General features: G+C 65.6%; 15 protein-coding genes and 1 pseudogene. 11 read left to right on the plus strand and 5 right to left on the minus strand.

Translation table 11 applies throughout. From position 1 onward, the window contains the following. Positions 1 to 124 precede the first annotated feature (124 nt). A complete protein-coding gene (locus SF06_RS08430; RefSeq protein ID WP_039560775.1) occupies positions 125 to 1,426 on the minus strand; it encodes an SLC13 family permease in 1,302 nt (433 codons plus the stop codon). A 21-nt stretch (positions 1,427 to 1,447) separates the two neighbouring features. After that, on the minus strand, positions 1,448 to 2,278 hold the full coding sequence (locus SF06_RS08435) for an amidohydrolase family protein (protein WP_039560776.1): 831 nt from the start codon (positions 2,276 to 2,278) through the stop codon (positions 1,448 to 1,450). Between the two features lie 168 nt (positions 2,279 to 2,446). Here SF06_RS08435 and SF06_RS08440 point away from each other — a divergent pair, with 168 nt between their 5' ends. Continuing rightward, positions 2,447 to 3,169, plus strand: coding sequence for a GntR family transcriptional regulator (locus SF06_RS08440; protein ID WP_027591455.1), 723 nt, complete (start codon positions 2,447 to 2,449; stop codon positions 3,167 to 3,169). Positions 3,170 to 3,182: 13 nt separating this feature from the next. On the opposite strand, the gene SF06_RS19020 is transcribed toward SF06_RS08440, so the two are convergent. Both SF06_RS19020 and SF06_RS19025 read right to left on the minus strand, forming a co-directional pair. Further along, positions 3,183 to 4,046 carry a methyl-accepting chemotaxis protein gene (locus SF06_RS19020; protein ID WP_407681085.1) on the minus strand — a complete coding sequence of 288 codons (864 nt, stop codon included), beginning with the start codon at positions 4,044 to 4,046 and terminating at the stop codon, positions 3,183 to 3,185. After that, positions 4,038 to 5,114: pseudogene (locus SF06_RS19025) on the minus strand (methyl-accepting chemotaxis protein); the annotation flags it as partial. The pseudogene SF06_RS19025 and the gene SF06_RS19020, both read right to left, overlap by 9 nt. A 176-nt stretch (positions 5,115 to 5,290) precedes the next feature. Between SF06_RS19025 and SF06_RS08450 the strand changes: the two are divergent. From SF06_RS08450 to SF06_RS08495, 10 genes are all read left to right on the plus strand, one after another. Continuing rightward, positions 5,291 to 6,265: a KpsF/GutQ family sugar-phosphate isomerase gene (locus SF06_RS08450; protein ID WP_027591457.1), complete on the plus strand. Its 975-nt coding sequence runs from the start codon at positions 5,291 to 5,293 to the stop codon at positions 6,263 to 6,265. After that, positions 6,265 to 6,786, plus strand: a complete 522-nt coding sequence (locus SF06_RS08455) for a KdsC family phosphatase (protein ID WP_027591458.1) — start codon at positions 6,265 to 6,267, stop codon at positions 6,784 to 6,786. The genes SF06_RS08450 and SF06_RS08455 overlap by 1 nt, the downstream gene beginning before the upstream one ends. Positions 6,787 to 6,802: 16 nt before the next feature. Next, positions 6,803 to 7,372: an LPS export ABC transporter periplasmic protein LptC gene (lptC, locus tag SF06_RS08460; protein ID WP_039560780.1), complete on the plus strand. Its 570-nt coding sequence runs from the start codon at positions 6,803 to 6,805 to the stop codon at positions 7,370 to 7,372. Next, positions 7,359 to 7,889, plus strand: coding sequence for a lipopolysaccharide transport periplasmic protein LptA (gene lptA / locus SF06_RS08465; RefSeq protein WP_027591460.1), 531 nt, complete (start codon positions 7,359 to 7,361; stop codon positions 7,887 to 7,889). The genes lptC and lptA overlap by 14 nt, the downstream gene beginning before the upstream one ends. Next, on the plus strand, positions 7,889 to 8,614 hold the full coding sequence (gene lptB, locus SF06_RS08470) for an LPS export ABC transporter ATP-binding protein (RefSeq protein ID WP_027591461.1): 726 nt from the start codon (positions 7,889 to 7,891) through the stop codon (positions 8,612 to 8,614). The genes lptA and lptB overlap by 1 nt, the downstream gene beginning before the upstream one ends. A 121-nt stretch (positions 8,615 to 8,735) precedes the next feature. After that, positions 8,736 to 10,229 carry an RNA polymerase factor sigma-54 gene (locus tag SF06_RS08475; protein ID WP_039560782.1) on the plus strand — a complete coding sequence of 498 codons (1,494 nt, stop codon included), beginning with the start codon at positions 8,736 to 8,738 and terminating at the stop codon, positions 10,227 to 10,229. 131 nt (positions 10,230 to 10,360) lie between these two features. After that, positions 10,361 to 10,669 (plus strand): ribosome hibernation-promoting factor, HPF/YfiA family, encoded by a 309-nt coding sequence (gene hpf, locus SF06_RS08480; protein WP_027591463.1) that lies wholly within the window; start codon positions 10,361 to 10,363, stop codon positions 10,667 to 10,669. A 10-nt stretch (positions 10,670 to 10,679) separates the two neighbouring features. Continuing rightward, positions 10,680 to 11,144 carry a PTS IIA-like nitrogen regulatory protein PtsN gene (gene ptsN / locus SF06_RS08485; RefSeq protein ID WP_027591464.1) on the plus strand — a complete coding sequence of 155 codons (465 nt, stop codon included), beginning with the start codon at positions 10,680 to 10,682 and terminating at the stop codon, positions 11,142 to 11,144. 1 nt (position 11,145) lies between these two features. After that, positions 11,146 to 12,003, plus strand: coding sequence for an RNase adapter RapZ (gene rapZ, locus SF06_RS08490; protein ID WP_027591465.1), 858 nt, complete (start codon positions 11,146 to 11,148; stop codon positions 12,001 to 12,003). 24 nt (positions 12,004 to 12,027) lie between these two features. Beyond that, a complete protein-coding gene (locus SF06_RS08495; protein WP_027591466.1) occupies positions 12,028 to 12,300 on the plus strand; it encodes an HPr family phosphocarrier protein in 273 nt (90 codons plus the stop codon). Between the two features lie 34 nt (positions 12,301 to 12,334). Here SF06_RS08495 and pmbA read toward each other — a convergent pair whose 3' ends face one another. After that, a complete protein-coding gene (pmbA, locus tag SF06_RS08500; RefSeq protein WP_039560783.1) occupies positions 12,335 to 13,681 on the minus strand; it encodes a metalloprotease PmbA in 1,347 nt (448 codons plus the stop codon). Positions 13,682 to 13,770: the final 89 nt, after the last annotated feature.

The raw sequence follows: 13,770 nt of genomic DNA on the forward strand, positions 1-13,770 counted from the left end.
CGGCGCGCACTATACCACCTTCATCAAACATTCATCACTGAACGTATGATCCGAAAGCGGCGACAGCACAGGAGCGAAGGATGCCGCCCGCCCGACAACAGTCAGGCGGGCGGAAGACGCCTCATCAGAAGGCGAAGGTCAACACCACGTTGAACAGCATGGCGGCGACAAAGCCGATCGGCGCCGCGCGCAACAGCAGCTGCGGGAACAGCTCCGCACGCCCCTGCTCGGTGCGACAGGAGCCCAGGATCAGGCTGCCACCGGAAGAGAACGGCGAGATGGCGGTGGCCTGGGAACCCACCACGATGCTGACAAACAGCACCATCGGGTCCAGCCCCATCTGCACGGCGATCGGCAGCACCATGGGGAACAGCGCCGGCGTGACCACCCCCAGCGTGCTGGCGAACAGCGACATGAACGCCGCCACCACACCGAACACCACCGGCACCAGCAGCGGCGGGATGGTGGCCCCGATCCAGGAGGCCAGCGCATCAATGGTGCCGGCCTTGATCGCCACGGCGATCAGCATGCCAACCCCGCAGATCATCACCAGCGTCCCCCAGGGCACTGCGGCCATGGCCTTGCGCTCGTCACCGACCTTGAGCAGCAACGCCAGCACCGAGAACAGGCTGGCAATCAGGCCGATATCCATCTTGGCGTTGATCAGCTTAAAGGTCGGACTGTCCGGGAAAGCCATGTGCAACACCGGCGCGGCCAACACAATAGCCATCATGGCCAGGGTCAGCCACAGGGTGGTCTTCTGCTCACGGTTCAGCGGGCTCGGCACGCTGGCTGCGAAGCTGGCGTCCTTGAGCGCTCGGCCGCTGCGCGAGAAGAACACGAAGGCGGAAATCACCACCAGGGGCACGACCATGGTGCTGACGAAGATCGCGAAGCTGTTGATGAAGGCCTCGCTTTCCGGCACGCCAGCGGTAGTCATCAGGCCGCGGAAGATGATGCCGCTCTGGCTGGATACAAAGTTGGCCCCACCCAGCGCGCCATAGTTAACCGCCAGCGCGCCAAGGATCATGCTCATGCCGGTGCGCTCGCACAGCAGCAGCGTGATCGGCGCCATGAACGCCAGCACCGTATAGAAACCGGCGCCCATGCCGGCGATCAGGCTGGAGGCGACGAAAACCGCATAGGGCAGCAGGTGCGGCAAGCGGCGACAGCCATAGATGAGGTGTTCGGCAAGCTTTTCCAGCGTACCGTTGACAATGGCGAAGCTGTAGAACAGGCACACCGAAAAGATCACGAAGAAGATCTTCAGTGGCCACATGCCGATCACCTCGGCGGGCTTGAGGCCCATGCCGAAGCAGCCGATCAGGTAAGCGAAGGCGATGGCGAACAGGCCGATATTGATCTTGGTGCGGTACCCGAGCACCACCGCGATGACGATCGCGGCAACCACTAACATGCTGATCATGAAATTCTCTCTGTGCGGCGGTTATCGGGCCAGGAAGCCGAAAAGCTCGGCGGGATTTTCCACCAGCACGCGGGCACGCTCGGCGGGATCGGGCAACAGCCGCTCAAGGAAAGCGAACTGCGCCGCATGGTCGGTACGCTCCTCGAACTGGGTATGCGGCCAGTCGCTACCCCACAGGAAACGCCCCACTCCGCCGCAGGCCTGGCGCAACTGCGCCAGCACGACAGCCGCTTGCGCAAGATCGCTCTCGCTGCGGTAGGCCGCCGACAACTTGACCCACACCGGCGCCTGTCCCAGCAGAGCCAGGGCTGCCCGGTGAGCGGCGTTGTTCATGTCGATTCCACCGCGCGGCAGGCCAAAATGGTCCACCACCACGTTCACACCGGCATCGATCATCGGCCGGATGACGTACGTCAGATCATCGAACCCCCGCTGCACTTCGACATGCCAGCTTCGCTGTGCCAGACGCTTGAAGAATTCCTGCCAGCGCGGCACCTGGTAATCCTCCAGCGGCTGGCCGATCAGGTTCAGGCGAACCCCCACCACACCGGCCGCGCCCAGCTCATCCAGTTCGGCGTCGTCGATATCCGGCGAGACCACGGCCACTCCGCGCAGCCGTTCGGGGTAGCGACGCAGCGCCTCGAGCATGAAGCGGTTGTCGGTGCCCAGGAAGCTGGGCTGGATCAGCACCCCATGGGAAAGCCCGCAGCGATCCAGCTGGGCGAGAAACTGCTCAACGCTGGCATCGTAGTCGGGACTGTAGCGACGGCCGCTCACCAGTGGCAGGTCGCGGCGGAAGATGTGCGCATGGGTATCGATTCCGGAAATCCCGGAACAAGCGGATGAAGGCATCACGGCTTACCTTTGATGATCATTGTTCAAGCCGAAGCCCCACTACGGAGGGCGCTTAATTCATCTATATGATTAGATGATCGGTTGACCATATCTCTAGCGGTAAAACCTTGTCAACCGCGCGCCGGGTGGTAGAGTTGCGCGATTTTCCTGCCGGGGAGGACGGCCATGGCCCACGCGAGCCTGGGGCATGACGAGCGGCTGCCGCTCTATCAGCGCCTGAAAGACGAAATGCTGGACAAGATCGCCGACGGCACCTGGCTGCCCGACCAGGCCATTCCCACCGAGGCGGAGCTGACGCGCCACTACGGAGTGGCGGTCGGCACGGTGCGCAAGGCGGTGGACATGCTGGTGGCGGAAGGCCTGTTGCAACGCATTCAGGGTCGCGGCACCTTCCTGCGCCGACCGAATTTCGACGGCTCGCTGCTGCGCTTCTTCCGAGGCGGCGAACAGGTACCGGAAGGGCGCATCCTCTCGCGCAGCCTGGAAACCCCGCCGGCCTCGGTGGCACAGGCCCTCGGGCTGGCCAGCGGCGAGCAAACCCTCCGCTTGCTGCGGCTGCGCCTGATTGATGGCCTGCCGCTGTTCCATGAGGTGATCTGGCTACCGGCGACCCGCTTTGCCGCCCTGCTTGATATCCAGCCGGAAGCCTTCGGCAATCTGCTGTACCCCTTCTACGAGCAAACCTGCGGCCAGCGTGTGGCTTCGGCCAAGGAAACCCTCACCGTCGAGCCGGCCGGCGCGGATATCGCCGCCACCCTGGGCCTGGAAGCCGGCAATCCGGTGGTGGTGATCGAACGCCTGGCCCTGGGCTACGATCGCCAGCCCATCGAGTACCGCGTCTCCCGCGCCGCCGCCGACACCTTCCGCTACCAGATCGAGATTTCCTGACGGGGCCGGCGGCTCACAACCGAAAGCGACTGACCAGCCCCTGCAGCTGATTACCGAGTCGCGCCAGCTCGACGCTCGACACGGCCGTCTGGCCGCTGGCCGTTGCGCTCTGCTCGGTGACGTCGCGCACACTGACGATGCGCCGACTGACCTCCTCGGCCACCGCGCTCTGCTGTTCGGCCGCCGCGGCGATCTGCTGGTTCATCGTCTCGATGCTCGACACCGCCCGGGTGATGCCCTGAAGCGCGTCACCGGCTTCGCCGCTCAAACCCACGCTGCTGGACGCCAGCGCCTGGCTGTTCTCCAACTGACCGGCAACCCTGTGGGCGCTGGCCTGCAGGGCGACGATCAGTTGTTCGATCTCCGCCGTGGACTCGGCGGTGCGCTGCGCCAGCGTGCGGACCTCGTCGGCTACCACCGCGAAGCCGCGCCCCGCCTCTCCGGCCCGGGCCGCCTCGATGGCCGCGTTCAGCGCCAGCAGGTTGGTCTGCTCGGCCACCGCGCGGATCACATCCAGCACCCGACCGATCTTGTCGCTCTCCTGCTCCAGGTCGGCCATCGCGCCGCTGGAGCGGTGCACCTCGGCGGCCAACCGCTCGATCTGCTGCAGCACCTCAACCACCACCTGGCTACCCTGGCGCGCCTCGGCATCGGCGCGGGTAGCGGCCTGGGAAGCCTGCCCGGCGTTGCGCGCCACGTCCTGCGCGGTGGCGGACATTTCCTGCATGGCGGTAGCCACCTGGTCCGTTTCGTCCTTTTGCCGGCCGATACCGGCCCGGGCCTGCTCGGTGACCGCCGACAGCTCCTCCGCCGCGCTGGCCACCTGACCGGCGCCATCGCGGATGCCGCCGATCAGCTCGCGCAGGGTCCGGCCCATGCGCTGCACGCCCTGCTGCAACACGCCGATCTCGTCGCGACGCACTGACAGCGACAGCTCGCTGAGATCGCCGGACGCTATGCGCTCGACGACCTTCAGCGTCTCGCCCAGGCGCCCGGTGATCTGTCGCGTGATCAGCCAGGCGGACAGCACGCCCAGCAGCAGCGCCAGCAGCGCGCCGACCATCAGCACCTGGCGTGCCGAGGCGGTTTCCTGGTCGCGACGCTGAAACTGATCGGCACTCAGCGCCTTGCTGAGACGGGCGATTTCGTTGCCGTGCCCGAGCTGCTGCTCCTGGGCAGCCAGGATCTCGGCGTGTGCCACCCGAAACGCCTCCACCGCGCCTTGATAGGCCTCCAGGCGCGCCCGCACGCTGGTCATGGCCTGGCGATGGTCGGCGCCCAACGTCGTCGCCGCCGCCCCGATGGCATCGAACGCCCGGACGAACTGGGCGCGCGCCGCCTGCTCGGTTCTGGTAGTCGGGTTGGCGGTGTAGCCGCGCACCTCGTAGCGCACCAATTGCAGCTGCTCATTGACGTCACGGATGGCCTGATAGCGCGCAAAGCGTGATGCGGCCCCGCTGGGCAACGACAGCACATCGGCCAGCACCTGCTGGATGTCGACGAAGGAGGCCCGCGCCAGCTCGCCCATGCGATTGCGCGCCGACCAGGCCGCGCGATAGGCCTCGCGCATACGCGCCAGGGACTCCTGATAGAGAGCGAGCTGCCCTGCCTGCTCGCGCAGCAGCTCGCCACCCTCACCGGCAGGGAAACGCCGCAGCACTTCCTGATGTCGCCGGCTGTAGTCTTCAAGCGCCTGCTGTACCCGCTCGGCCTGCTGCTCGTCGCCCACGCTGAGCTGATAGCCCAGCCGCTCGGCGCGCAACCGCCCCAGCAGCTCGCCCAGCTCGTTGATCTGGGCTACCCAGCCGCCGCGCTCGATCACCCGGTCCAGGCCGTTCCAGCTGACCACCGCCAGCGTCGCGGTGAATACCAGGACCAGACCGAAGCCCAGGGCCAGCTTCAAGGTCACACTGAGATTCGCCAACCATTCGCTCATCAGACTCATCCACTCGGAGCGCAAGCCTTGCCCGCCAGCGCCATTAATTTGATATCAGAATAATGACACATCTCGACATCTATTCATATATATGACTAGACATCAAAGCATTCCGCGCGGCCTGATGAGCGCCACCGCCTTTGTCGTTATAATCCCGCCTTTTCCTTCCAGCGGTTCCCTGTGCCATGAACCAGACCAGCACGCCGATCCAATCCGCCCAGCGCACCATTCGCCTGGAGCTCGAAGCCATCGAAGCCCTGTTGCAGCGCATCAATGGCGACTTCACCCGCGCCTGTGAACTGATCCTTCAGTGCAAGGGTCGTGTGGTCGTGGTCGGCATGGGCAAGTCCGGGCACGTCGGTCGCAAGATCGCCGCCACCTTGGCCAGCACCGGCACCGCCGCCTTCTTTGTGCATCCCGGCGAGGCCAGCCATGGCGACATGGGCATGATCACCCGCGACGACGTGGTGCTGGCCCTGTCCAACTCCGGCTCCACCAGCGAGATCGTCACCCTGCTGCCGCTGATCAAGCGCCTGGGGATCACCCTGATCAGCATGACCGGCAATCCCGCCTCGCCGCTGGCCCAGGCCGCCGCGGTGAACCTGGACGCCGGCGTTAGCCAGGAGGCCTGCCCGCTCAACCTGGCGCCCACCTCCTCCACCACCGTGTCGCTGGTGCTGGGCGATGCCTTGGCCATCGCCCTGCTGGAGGCGCGCGGCTTCACTGCCGAAGACTTCGCCTTCTCCCACCCGGGCGGCGCGCTGGGCCGACGCCTGCTGCTGAAGGTCGAGAACGTCATGCACCAGGGCGCCGAGCTGCCGCTGGTCCGACGGGGGACCCCTCTGCGCGAGGCGTTGCTGGAAATGACCCGCAAGGGCCTGGGCATGACCCTGGTGGCCGAAGCCGATGGCCGTCTGGCCGGCGTGTTCACCGACGGCGACCTGCGCCGCGCGCTGGATCGCGGCGTGGACGTGCGCGACGCCGGCATCGACGCGCTGATGACCATCCCCGGCAAGACCATCCGCGCCGACGCGCTGGCCGCCGAGGCCCTGAAACTGATGGAAGACCACAAGATCAGCGCGCTGGTGGTGGTCGACGACAACCATATGCCGGTCGGCGCACTCAACATGCATGACCTGCTGCGCGCCGGAGTGATGTGATGAACAGCCTGTTGCAACGTGCTCGCCAGATCCGCCTGGCCATCTTCGACGTCGATGGCGTGCTGACCGATGGCCGTCTGTACTTCCTTGCCGACGGCAGCGAGTTCAAGACCTTCAACACCCTCGACGGCCAGGGCATCAAGATGCTGATGCGTTCCGGCGTGCGCACGGGGATCATCTCCGGCCGCAAGACCCCGGTGGTGGAGAAGCGCGCCCGCGACCTGGGTATCCAGCACCTCTACCAGGGGCGCGAGGACAAGCTGGTGGTGCTCGATGAACTGCTCGCCGAGCTGGGACTCCATTATGAGCAGGTCGCCTATCTGGGTGACGACCTGCCCGACCTACCGGTGATTCGCCGCGTCGGCCTGGGCATGGCCGTCGCCAGCGCCGATCCGTTCGTGCGCCAGCACGCCCATGGCGTGACCCAGGCGTGCGGTGGCGCGGGCGCGGCGCGGGAATTCTGCGAACTGATCCTGCGCGCCCAGGGCAACCTCGAAGAAGCCCAGTCCGCCTATCTCTGAAGAGACGATCACCGCCATGCTCGGCAAATTGCGTACGTTTCTGCCGCTGATCATCATCGCCCTGGTGTTCGCCGCCATCGGCTACTGGAACATCTCGCCGGAGCGTTTTCTTGATCAACCGCAGGCCGAGCAGCCACCGCCCTCGGTGGACTTCTTCGTGCAGAACGCCTATTCGCGGCAGTACCAGGCCGATGGCAGCCTGCGTTACGAGCTGACCTCCGAGCGCCTGGAGCACCTCAGGGACAGCGACACGAACCTGTTGTACCAGCCCGACCTGCTGATCCATCGCGCCGGCGAACAGCCCTGGCGCGTGCGCAGCCTGCGCGGCGAGGTCGCCACCCAGGGCACCCAGGTGGAACTGATCGATGACGTGCGCATCGAGCAGACCATTCCCCCGAACCGCTTCACCCGGCTGACCACCAGCCGCCTGACCGTATTCCCCGAGCGAGAATATGCCGAGACAGCCCAGCCGGTGCGCATCGAGAACCCCGATGGCGTGACCACCGCCACCGGCATGCAAGCCTACGTCAAGGAAGGCAGGGTGCTGTTGCTGTCCAACGTAAGAGGCCAACATGACGTTCGCTAAACCGCTTCTGCTGCTCGGCTGCCTGGCCGCCGCCTGCAGCGCCTGGGCGCTGCCCACCGACCGTGACCAGCCGATCCACGTGCAGGCCGACAGCGCCGAGCTGGACGACCGCCAGGGCAAGGCCATCTACCGTGGCGACGTGGTGATCACCCAGGGCACTCTGAAGATCACCGGCAACACCGTGACCGTCACCCGCAACGCCCGCGGCGAGATCGACACCTTCACCGCCCAGGGGCGCCCCGCCTACTACGAGCAGCAGCCGGAAGTCGGCGAATCGCTGGTGCATGCCTACGGACGCACCATCGAGTACTTCGCCAGCAACGAGCGCATCGTGCTCACCGACCAGGCCAAGGTGGTGCGCGACGGCAATACCTTCGAAGGCGAACGCATCGTCTATGACACCCGCACCCAGGTGGTCAACGCCGGCCGTGCCCAGGACGGCAACGTCACCACGCCCCGGCCACGCATCGACATGGTGATCCAGCCACGCAAGAAGCCCGCGGAGTCCAGCGAATAATGGCCACCCTCATTGCCCGTCACCTGGCCAAGAGCTACAAGAAGCGCCAGGTGGTCCGCGACGTCAGTCTGCGCATCGACAGCGGCCAGATCGTCGGCCTGCTCGGCCCCAACGGCGCCGGCAAGACCACCACCTTCTACATGGTCGTCGGCCTGGTGCGCGCCGATCACGGCCAGGTGCTGATTGACGACCTGGACGTCAGTCACCAGCCCATGCACGGTCGCGCGCGCGCCGGCATCGGCTACCTGCCCCAGGAAGCCTCGATCTTCCGCAAGCTCACCGTCACCAACAACATCATGGCGATCCTGGAAACCCGCAAGGACCTCGACGCCGAAGGCCGTCGGGCAACCCTGGAAGGGCTGCTCGAGGAATTCCACATCACCCATATCCGCGACAGCCTCGGCATGAGCCTGTCCGGTGGCGAACGGCGCCGGGTGGAGATCGCCCGCGCGCTGGCCAGCGCACCCAAGTTCATCCTGCTCGACGAACCCTTCGCCGGCGTCGACCCCATCTCGGTGGGCGACATCAAACAGATCATCCAGCACCTGAAATCCAAAGGCATCGGTGTACTGATCACCGACCACAACGTGCGCGAGACCCTGGACATCTGCGAGACCGCCTACATCGTCAGCGAAGGCCGCCTGATCGCCGAGGGCAACGCCGAGGCCATCCTGGCCAACCAGCTGGTCAAGGAAGTCTACCTGGGGCACGAATTCCGCCTGTAGAGCGACTGGCGGACACACCAACGGGATATACAATTCGTCGCCGGGCATATAAATTGCTTGCGGTCGGCGCCCCGGCGCGCCGCAGGGACAGGCGAACACCCGCCGGAACACAAGGTCTGCCATGAAACCATCGCTCGTTCTCAAGATGGGCCAGCAGCTGACGATGACCCCGCAGCTGCAACAGGCCATTCGCTTACTGCAACTTTCCACCCTGGACCTGCAGCAGGAAATCCAGGAAGCCCTCGAATCCAATCCCATGCTGGAACGGCAGGAGGAAGGCGAGGACTTCGACAACAGCGATCCGCTCGCCGACGGTGACGACGCCGCCGGCAGCCCCCCTCCGGAAAACACCTACCAGGAGACCCAGAGCAGCGTCGAGAACCTCGAGGAGGTCAACGACTGGAGCGAACGCATCCCCAGCGAGCTGCCGGTGGACACCGCCTGGGAAGATGTCTACCAGACCAGCGCCAGCAGCCTGCCCAGCAACGACGATGACGAATGGGACTTCACCGCCCGTACCAGCGGTGGCGAGAGCCTGCAGAGCCATCTGCTCTGGCAGCTCAACCTGGCGCCCATGTCGGACACCGACCGATTGATCGCGGCGACCCTGATCGACTGCATCAATGACCAGGGCTACCTAGAAGAATCCCTCGAGGAGATCCTCGAATCCTTCGATCCGGAACTGGACATCGAGCTGGACGAGATCGAAGCCGTGCTGCGCCGCGTGCAGCATTTCGAACCCGTGGGCATCGGCGCCCGCGACCTGCGCGAGTGCCTGCTGCTGCAGCTGTGCCAGCTGCCGGAAGACACCCCCTGGCGCAGCGAGGCGCAGCGCCTGGTCGGTGATTACCTCGACCTGCTCGGCGGCCGCGACTACAGCCAGCTGATGCGCCGCCTCAAGCTCAAGGAAGACGAGCTGCGCCAGGTGGTGGAACTGATCCAGCGCCTCAACCCCCGCCCCGGCTCGCAGATCGAGTCCAGCGAACCCGAATACATCGTGCCCGACGTCATCGTGCGCAAGCACAACGGCCGCTGGCTGGTGGAGCTCAACCAGGAGGCGGTGCCGCGCCTGCGCGTGAACCCCCAGTACGCCGGCTTCGTGCGCCGCGCCGATTCCAGCGCCGACAACACCTTCATGCGCAACCAGCTGCAGGAGGCGCGCTGGTTCATCAAGAGCCTGCAGAGTCGCAACGAGACGCTGATGAAGGTGGCCAGCCAGATCGTCGAGCACCAGCGCGGCTTCCTCGAGTACGGCGAGGAAGCCATGAAGCCGCTGGTGCTGCACGACATCGCCGAGGCGGTGGGCATGCATGAATCGACCATCTCGCGGGTGACCACCCAGAAGTACATGCACACCCCGCGCGGCATCTTCGAACTGAAGTATTTCTTTTCCAGCCATGTCAGCACGTCCGAAGGCGGCGAGTGCTCGTCCACCGCCATCCGGGCGATCATCAAGAAACTGGTGGCGGCGGAAAACGCCAAGAAACCGCTGAGCGATAGCAAGATCGCCAGCCTGCTGGAGGAACAGGGCATCCAGGTGGCACGCCGCACCGTGGCCAAGTACCGGGAATCCCTGGGCATCGCGCCGTCGAGCGAGCGTAAGCGCCTGATGTAAAACGTTCAGTGGGCTTGTTTAACGGCGCCGGAATGATTAGGGTCAATGCCCAGAACCCCTTGGCGCGTCAAAGTGATTCGGAGGGTCGACCAGAGGTCGGTCCTCTCCCAACGGCAAGAAGGAGAACAGGTATGCAAGTCAACATCAGTGGTGACCAGCTGGATGTGACTGAGGCCATGCGCGGCTATGTCGAGGAGAAGTTCTCCCGGCTGGAGCGCCACTTCGACCGCATCACCAATGTTCAGGTGATCATGCAGGTGGAAAAACTGCAGCAGAAGATCGAAGCCACCCTGCATATCGCCGGTGGCGAAGTCGTTGCCAACGCGGAGCACACCGACATGTATGCGGCCATCGACCTGCTGGTCGACAAGCTCGACCGCCAACTGATCAAGGCCAAGGAAAAGCGCCTCGACCGGGAGCAGGGCGCCACCGTCCGCTGACTCCGACTCCATGATCCGACTCGAAAGCATCCTGACCCCCGGGCGTTCCCAGGTGAACGCACCGGGCGGCAGCAAGAAACGTGTCCTCGAATTCATCGCCAACCTGATCGCGCGCGAGCAGCCCGGGCTGGATGCCGGCGAGCTGTTCGAAGCGCTGATCGCGCGCGAGCGCCTGGGCTCCACGGGGTTCGGCAACGGCATCGCCATTCCGCACTGCCGCCTGCCGAACTGCAACGCGCCGATCAGCGCCGTCCTGCGCCTGGACGCCCCGGTCGACTTCGACTCCATCGACGGTGTCCCGGTCGATCTGCTATTCGTGCTGGTGGTGCCGCCCGCCGCCACCGACGAGCACCTTGAGCTGCTGCGCCAGATTGCCGGCCTGCTGGAACGTGCCGACATCCGTGAACGCCTGCGTGGCGCCGCCAGCAACGAGGCGCTTTACCAGACCGTGGTGGACGAACTGGGCGGGCACTGACATGCGCCTGATCATCGTCAGTGGCCGCTCCGGCTCGGGCAAGAGCACCGCGCTGGATGTCCTCGAGGACAGCGGCTTCTACTGCATCGACAACCTGCCCGCCGGCCTGCTGCCCGAGCTGGCCGAGCGCGCGCTGATCCATACCGAACTGCTGCATCCACTGGTTGCCGTGTCCATCGACGCGCGCAACCTGCCCAGCCATCTGCAGCGCTTCCCCGAACTGCTCGAAGAAGTACGTGGCCGGCACATCCACTGCGATGTGCTGTATCTGGACGCCGACGAGGAGACGCTGCTCAAGCGCTTCTCGGAAACCCGCCGCCGCCATCCGCTGACCAATGACACCCGGTCGCTGGCCGAGGCGATCCAGGACGAGAGCCTGCTGCTCGGGCCGATCAGCGACCTGGCCGACCTGAAGATCGACACCACCCACCTGAACCTCTACCAGCTGCGCGACACCCTCAAGCTGCGCCTGCTCAACAAGCCCGAGCCGGGCACCGCCTTCCTGGTGGAGTCCTTCGGCTTCAAGCGCGGCATGCCGGTGGATGCCGACCTGGTGTTCGATGTGCGCTGCCTGCCCAACCCCTACTGGAAGCCGGAGCTGCGCGATTTCACCGGCCTCGACCAACCGGTTATCGACTACCTGGCCGCCCAGCCGGAGGTCGAGGAGATGTATCAGGACCTCGCGGTCTATCTGCACAAGTGGCTGCCGCGCTTCGCCGCCAGCAACCGATCGTATGTCACCATCGCGGTCGGCTGCACCGGCGGCCAGCACCGCTCGGTGTACCTGGCCGAGCGCCTGGGAGCGGCCCTGAAGGCCCAACTGAAGAATGTCCAGGTCCGTCATCGCGACCTGCGCTAGAAGCCCTAGGAATCCGAAAGCCCCATGCCTGCCTGCGAAGTCCTGATCGTCAACAAGCTTGGCCTGCATGCCCGCGCGGCAGCCAAGTTCGTCGCCACTGCCGGGCGTTTTCCCTGCCGAGTACGCGTCGGCCACACGGCGGACGCCCTGGTGGATGGCAAGAGCATCATGTCGGTGATGATGCTGGCCGCCGGCCAGGGCACTCCGCTGCATTTGCACGCCGAAGGCGAACAGGATCAGCAGGCGCTCGACGCCCTGGTGGAACTGATCAACGACCGCTTCGGCGAAGGCGAATAAGACAGAAGGGCCGGCGCTGGCCGGCCCCGACGACTCAACGTCCTGCCACCGTCATCCTTTCGATCAGCACCGAGCCGGTGCGAATGGTGCCGCGCGTTTCCAGGTCGCTGCCAATGGCCAGGATCTGCCGGAACATATCCCGCAGGTTGCCGGCGATGGTCACTTCCTGCACCGGAAACTGGATTTCGCCGTTCTCCACCCAGTAGCCGCCGGCGCCCCTTGAGTAATCGCCGGTCACCAGGTTCAGGCCCTGCCCCATCAGCTCGGTGACCAGCAGGCCGCGGCCCATGCGCCGCAGCAGCGCCGCCTGGTCCTCATTCCCGTGAGTGACGAACAGGTTGTGCACCCCACCGGCATTCGCCGTGCTCGGCAGGCCCAGCTTGCGGCCCGAATAGGTGCCAAGCACGTAGGAAACCAGCTCGCCGTCCTTGATGAAGGGCTTGGCATAGGTGGCCAGCCCATCCCCATCGAAGGCGGAACTGCCCAGCGCGCGCGGGATATGCGGGCGCTCGTCCAGGGTCAGCCAGTCAGGGAACAGCCGCTGGCCCAAAGCGCCCTCCAGGAACGACGCCTTGCGGTACAGGTTGCCGCCGGCGATCGCCGCCAGGAAATGATTGAACAGCCCGGTGGCCAGCTCCGGCGAGAACAGCACCGGCACCTCGCAGGTCGGCACGGCGCGCGCGCCGAGGCGGTTGACCGCGCGTTCGGCGGCGCGCCGGCCGATGACGGCGCCGTCGGTCAGCGCGCTGCCGATGCGGCTGGCGTCGTACCAGTAGTCGCGCTGCATCTGGCCGCCGTCCTCGGCGATCATCACGCAACTCAGACTGTGCCGGCTGCTGGCATAGCCGCCGACGAAGCCATGGCTGTTGCCGTAGACGCGGCAGCCCAGGTAGCTGCTCAGGCTGGTGCCGTCGGCATTGCGGATGCGCGGGTCATGGTCGAATGCCGCTGCCTCGCAGCGCAGCGCCAGCTCGATGGCCGCTTCCGGCTCGATGTCCCAGGGGTGGTAGAGGTCCAGGTCGGGCAGCTCACGGGCCATCAGCTCGGGGGCGGCCAGGCCGGCGCACTCGTCTTCCGAGGCATGCCGGGCGATGGCCAGAGCTGCCGCCACGGTTTCCCGAATGGCGTCCTCCTCGACGGCGGAGGTACTGGCCGAGCCCTTGCGCTGGCCGACAAACACGGTGATGCCGAAGCCCTGATCGCGGTTGAACTCGACAGTTTCCACCTCGCGCTGGCGCACCGTGGTGCTCAGGCCCTGGCCGGCACTGACCGACACCTCACAGTCGCTGGCGCCCTGACGGCGCGCCTCGGCGATGATCCGTTCGACCTTTTCCTGCAGGGACGGCAGCGTCTGCGGCCCCACCTTTTCACTAGCATTCATGGCGACTCCCCGGTCGTGACCGCTGGCCACGCCCCTCATCCGTCCCGCGCCCGGCTGGCGAGCTGCGCAAACGGGCTGCTGTTATCATG

This window comes from Pseudomonas flexibilis (genome assembly GCF_000802425.1).
Classification (GTDB): Bacteria; Pseudomonadota; Gammaproteobacteria; order Pseudomonadales; family Pseudomonadaceae; genus Serpens; species Serpens flexibilis.

What these genes read in the sequence shown, in the direction of transcription:
- SF06_RS08430 (WP_039560775.1), bottom strand. Translation starts at nt 1,426, where the DNA reads ATGATCAGCATGTTAGTGGTTGCCGCGATCGTCATCGCGGTGGTGCTC.
- SF06_RS08435 (WP_039560776.1), bottom strand. Translation starts at nt 2,278, where the DNA reads ATGCCTTCATCCGCTTGTTCCGGGATTTCCGGAATCGATACCCATGCG.
- SF06_RS08440 (WP_027591455.1), top strand. Translation starts at nt 2,447, where the DNA reads ATGGCCCACGCGAGCCTGGGGCATGACGAGCGGCTGCCGCTCTATCAG.
- SF06_RS19020 (WP_407681085.1), bottom strand. Translation starts at nt 4,046, where the DNA reads ATGGGCCGGACCCTGCGCGAGCTGATCGGCGGCATCCGCGATGGCGCC.
- SF06_RS08450 (WP_027591457.1), top strand. Translation starts at nt 5,291, where the DNA reads ATGAACCAGACCAGCACGCCGATCCAATCCGCCCAGCGCACCATTCGC.
- SF06_RS08455 (WP_027591458.1), top strand. Translation starts at nt 6,265, where the DNA reads ATGAACAGCCTGTTGCAACGTGCTCGCCAGATCCGCCTGGCCATCTTC.
- lptC (WP_039560780.1), top strand. Translation starts at nt 6,803, where the DNA reads ATGCTCGGCAAATTGCGTACGTTTCTGCCGCTGATCATCATCGCCCTG.
- lptA (WP_027591460.1), top strand. Translation starts at nt 7,359, where the DNA reads ATGACGTTCGCTAAACCGCTTCTGCTGCTCGGCTGCCTGGCCGCCGCC.
- lptB (WP_027591461.1), top strand. Translation starts at nt 7,889, where the DNA reads ATGGCCACCCTCATTGCCCGTCACCTGGCCAAGAGCTACAAGAAGCGC.
- SF06_RS08475 (WP_039560782.1), top strand. Translation starts at nt 8,736, where the DNA reads ATGAAACCATCGCTCGTTCTCAAGATGGGCCAGCAGCTGACGATGACC.
- hpf (WP_027591463.1), top strand. Translation starts at nt 10,361, where the DNA reads ATGCAAGTCAACATCAGTGGTGACCAGCTGGATGTGACTGAGGCCATG.
- ptsN (WP_027591464.1), top strand. Translation starts at nt 10,680, where the DNA reads ATGATCCGACTCGAAAGCATCCTGACCCCCGGGCGTTCCCAGGTGAAC.
- rapZ (WP_027591465.1), top strand. Translation starts at nt 11,146, where the DNA reads ATGCGCCTGATCATCGTCAGTGGCCGCTCCGGCTCGGGCAAGAGCACC.
- SF06_RS08495 (WP_027591466.1), top strand. Translation starts at nt 12,028, where the DNA reads ATGCCTGCCTGCGAAGTCCTGATCGTCAACAAGCTTGGCCTGCATGCC.
- pmbA (WP_039560783.1), bottom strand. Translation starts at nt 13,681, where the DNA reads ATGAATGCTAGTGAAAAGGTGGGGCCGCAGACGCTGCCGTCCCTGCAG.